This window comes from Chryseobacterium takakiae (assembly GCF_900129385.1).
Classification (GTDB): domain Bacteria; phylum Bacteroidota; class Bacteroidia; order Flavobacteriales; family Weeksellaceae; genus Chryseobacterium; species Chryseobacterium takakiae.
Genome location: NZ_FQVO01000035.1, coordinates 1 through 3,700, shown reverse-complemented (window position 1 = coordinate 3,700; position 3,700 = coordinate 1). Strand labels below are relative to the sequence as shown.

Genomic DNA, 3,700 nt, shown 5'->3' with positions numbered 1-3,700 from the left:
AGGGTTTTATTATAGGAAGTTTTCAGGCCTTTAGGGAGTGCTACATCAACGTAGTAGTTTCCTTCTTTGTCTGGAGAGAGGGAGATGTTCTGGACTTTCCCCTCTATGATGCCATATTCCTGGTAGCGGTAATTATCGAGCTTGATGAGCACTTTTTCCCCGGCAATGATTTTCCCTGAATTAGCAGCGGGAACCGACATTCTTCCCACGAGTTTTTCTCTGTTATCGGGAAGGATTGATAAAATGGCATCTCCTGCTTTTACAAACTGGTTTTCCCCGAAAAACTGCTGAAAGCTGGCCTCACCATCTGTATTGGAGATAATCAGGTAGTTTTGTTCCCATTGCTTAAGGGATTTTCTAAGCTGCTCAAAAAGCTGTAACGTTTGGGAAGAATAGGTAATTTTGTCTTTTTCAGAATTGATTACCGTTCCGCTTTTTGTTTTATTGACATTGGAGATTCCCTCTTCGATCTGGGACAACGAAATATTAATATTTTCAAGGTTTTGCTGGGCCTGGAGGAATTTAATTTTCTCATTTTCCAGTTCTACGGCAGCAATCACACCTTGATTAAACAATTCCTGCGAACGCTGGTAATTTTTCCTTGTGATTTCATACTTAGCCTGTTCCAGGCTTTTCTGTTGTTTCAGGGTGGCGATTCTCACTCTGTACTCGGAGAGGCTCTGGTTGGCGGCAAGATTTTCAGGAGCATAAGGCTGTAACCTTGTAAATAAGGCTTCATCCTGAAACGCCTTTGCAAAACTGTTATAATCGCCCTGCAGTTCCCCGAGCTTAAAATGGGAAGTTTCGCTGAGCGGAAAGCGGGCCAGCTGATCCGGAGTAATAGAATCTACCAGCTTTTTCAGCTGTAGGATGTCTTTGTAATTGGCCGTTGACTGCATCACCATCAGGACTTCATTTTTTTTAACATGCTGATGGTCTTTGATGAAGATTTTTTCGATTTTTGAATTGGTACGTGCCTCGAGCTTCTCGGGTGGATTCTGTGAGGTCACCACAATAGGAGCGGGAATAAATTCCGGGTAGCGTATAATATAACTCATGATGAGAATCATCACAAGGATTAAAAAAATAATGGTATTTCCCCAGCGGATCATCCAGTGAGGCGGCTTGGTAAGAATATCCTGAACGCTTTCAGAACGGAGTTCTATATTGTCTAAAATGTCTTTCTTCATATACAATAAAACTCAATCATCCTCAATTGATGAAGATGATTGATGGTGTTTAATACTTTATAACGGCAATGTGTAATCACATTTCGGATTATTGCCGGGCTCTACTCCGGGAATGTCGCCATCCGGGCAATATCGGTTGCAGGCATTCCACTGCTTTACATTGTTGATGTAGCAGAAACAATTACAGGGGAATACCGGAACAGGTCCTGCCCCCTGAATTTCTCTAAGTTTTTTTCTTTCGATTTTCTGTAAATTTTTCATAACGGATAGATTTTGAGTTGGTCATATTAAATTACTAAATAATTATCAATTGCCAAGCTCAAGCTGATTTTTTACCAATCGGTAATATTCTCCTTTTAAAGCTACGAGCTGAGCATGATTTCCTTCTTCCACCACTTTTCCTTTGTCTAAAACAATGATTTTATCGGCATGTTTTACCGTGGAAAGCCTGTGGGCAATTACTACGGCGGTCTTACCTTTAAAAAACTGTTCGAGGTTTTCCATAATTACCTTTTCATTATTGGCATCCAGCGCGGAGGTGGCTTCATCGAAGAAGATGTATTCCGGAGATTTGTACACAGCCCTTGCAATAAAGAGTCTTTGCTTTTGTCCGCCGCTTACGCCCAGGCCTTCATTTCCGATCTTGGTGTTATAGCTTAAAGGAAGCTCTTCAATAAAATCTTTAATGTGGGCTATTTCTACTGCTTTACGCAGTTTTTTCTTGTCCGGGTAATCTTCACCTACCGCAATATTGTTGGCAATGGTATCATTGAAAACATAGCCTTCCTGCATTACCACCCCGCAATGATCCCTCCAGAACCGGGGAGAAATATTTTTAAGCTTGGTGTTGCCCAGCCTTATTTCGCCTTCATTAGGCTCATAGAATTTCATCAGAAGCTTTAGCAGGGTTGTTTTCCCGCTTCCGCTGGCCCCAACAATGGCGGTAGTTTTCTGATAAGGAATATTTAAATTTAAATTTTCAAAAACATACGCTTCTGAACCGATATAACGAAAGGAAACATTCTCAATCTCAATATCCTTTTGGGGAAGATCATGGGTATATTGCTCGTCCGCGTTTTCCTCGTCGTCTTTATCATGAATTTCGCCCAGTCTTTCGAGTGAAATTTTGGCATCCTGGGATTGTTTGATAAAATCGATAAGCTGCAGCAAGGGGCTGTTAAGCTGCCCGATGATATACTGCACGGAAAGCATCATCCCTAACGTTAAATTTCCGCTTAACACCAACTTGGCAGAAAGGAAACTCACCAGGATGTCCTTCATCTGATTGATGAAATTTCCTCCCACGGACTGCCACTGCTCTAGGGATAAGGATTTGATACGGATTTTAAAAAGCTTTACCTGGAGAAACTCCCAGTCCCACCGTTTTTGTTTTTCGGCATTATGCATTTTGATTTCCTGCATGCCGTTGATAAGCTCGATCACCTTACTCTGTTCCTGGGAAACCTGGGAAAACCTTTTGTAATCGAGTTCTTTTCTTTTTTTCAGGAAAAAGCTGATCCACCCGATGTAAGCTGCCGCCCCCACCAGATAGACAACAAAAAGCCTGTAATCATAAAACAGAAGGACAATACTGAATATAATGAGGTTGACCAGCGAAAAGAGGGTGTTAAGCGAAGAACTGGTTAAGAGCTGCTCGATCCTGTGATGGTCATTAATCCTCTGCATGATGTCTCCTGTCATCCTGGTATCAAAAAAGCTGATGGGCAGCTTCATGAGCTTGATAAAAAAATCGGAGATAATGGAAATATTGATCCTTGCGGAAAGGTGCAGTAAAATCCAGCTCCGGATCACCTCAATTCCCATTCTTCCGATAAAGAGCATGATCTGGGCGAGCAGGACCAGGTAAATGAAATTCAGGTCCTGGTTCTGAATGCCTACATCCACGATGCTTTGGGTAAGGAAAGGGAAAATAAGGGACAGTAAACTTCCTGCCAGAAGGCCTATTGCCAGCTGGATAACCAGGGATTTGTATTTTAAGAGATATTTTGAAAGAAAGGAAAAGCTGGCTTTGCTTTCTTTATCGTCAAATTCGGTCTGGAAGAACGCAGGGGTTGTTTCCAGAATCAGGGCAATGCCCTCTTCTGTTTTTTCGTTGGCATTTTCACCAATCCAGAGTTTGATGAATTCTTGGGGAGCATAGGTAATGAGTCCGTAGCTTGGATCTGAAATATATACTTTTCTGTTTTTATCAATTTTGTAAACAACTACGAAATGGTTTTTGTTCCAGTGCACAATGCATGGGAGGGGCACTTCTTCGGCCAGGGTATTGAAGTCGATCTGAACGCCCATGGAACGGAACCCCAGATCTTCCGCAGCATCACTCAGCCCCAAAAGGCTGCTTCCTTCACGGGTGGTCTCCGAGAGGTTGCGGATCTGCTGTAAGGAAATGGTTTTACCATAGTATTTGCTGACGATACGAAGACACGTAGGTCCGCAGTCTTTGGAATCTGGCTGAAGGTAGAAGGGAAAAGATTTCAAAATGGAGTTTT

At 42.3% G+C, this 3,700-nt stretch carries 3 protein-coding genes; all 3 read right to left on the bottom strand.

Features of this window, described 5'->3' with window-relative positions:
• A partial coding sequence (locus tag BUA76_RS18935; protein WP_072886357.1) for an HlyD family secretion protein occupies window positions 1-1,190 on the bottom strand: 1,190 nt, incomplete at its 3' end.
• A 57-nt stretch (window positions 1,191-1,247) separates the two neighbouring features.
• The gene (locus BUA76_RS18930; protein ID WP_072886356.1) at window positions 1,248-1,451 is read right to left on the bottom strand and encodes a hypothetical protein; all 204 of its coding nucleotides are present in this window, start codon (window positions 1,449-1,451) and stop codon (window positions 1,248-1,250) included.
• A 45-nt stretch (window positions 1,452-1,496) separates the two neighbouring features.
• The gene (locus BUA76_RS18925; RefSeq protein WP_072886358.1) at window positions 1,497-3,689 is read right to left on the bottom strand and encodes a peptidase domain-containing ABC transporter; all 2,193 of its coding nucleotides are present in this window, start codon (window positions 3,687-3,689) and stop codon (window positions 1,497-1,499) included.
• Window positions 3,690-3,700: the final 11 nt, after the last annotated feature.